Origin of the sequence: Tepidiforma sp. (genome assembly GCF_026419595.1) — a bacterium.
GTDB lineage: Bacteria > Chloroflexota > Dehalococcoidia > Tepidiformales > Tepidiformaceae > Tepidiforma.
Map to the genome: position 1 here is coordinate 239 of NZ_JANZZD010000119.1, position 329 is coordinate 567.

General features: G+C 72.0%; 1 protein-coding gene. It reads left to right on the top strand.

What is annotated here, in order from left to right:
- The coding region (locus N2041_RS14700; RefSeq protein ID WP_297679373.1) for a hypothetical protein at window positions 1–255 on the top strand (255 nt) is incomplete at its 5' end.
- Window positions 256–329: the final 74 nt, after the last annotated feature.

Consider the following 329-nt stretch of genomic DNA (forward strand, 5'->3'; position numbering starts at 1 on the left):
GACGTCGTCCGCCCATTCGTCGGCGGCTTCCCCCAGCCGCTCGTCGCCGTTTACCGCCCGGCCACATGCCTCCCGGTGTTCGAGCGGGCACTGGCGCGTCGCGAGGGCGGGCTGCGCATCGTCGCCGCCTGCGAGGGCCTGCGCCTGGTCGAACCCCCGGGGGTGGAGCTGGAAGCCTTCGACCCCGGTCTCCGCAGCTTCCTGAACGCCAACACCCCGGACCGCCTGGCAGAGATCGAGCAGCTCACCGGGTGACGCCGGGCAGCCCCTGCCAGCCCGCTTACCCTCGGTTGACAGGCCTTCGGGGCACCCTATGATCGAGCCAGAGG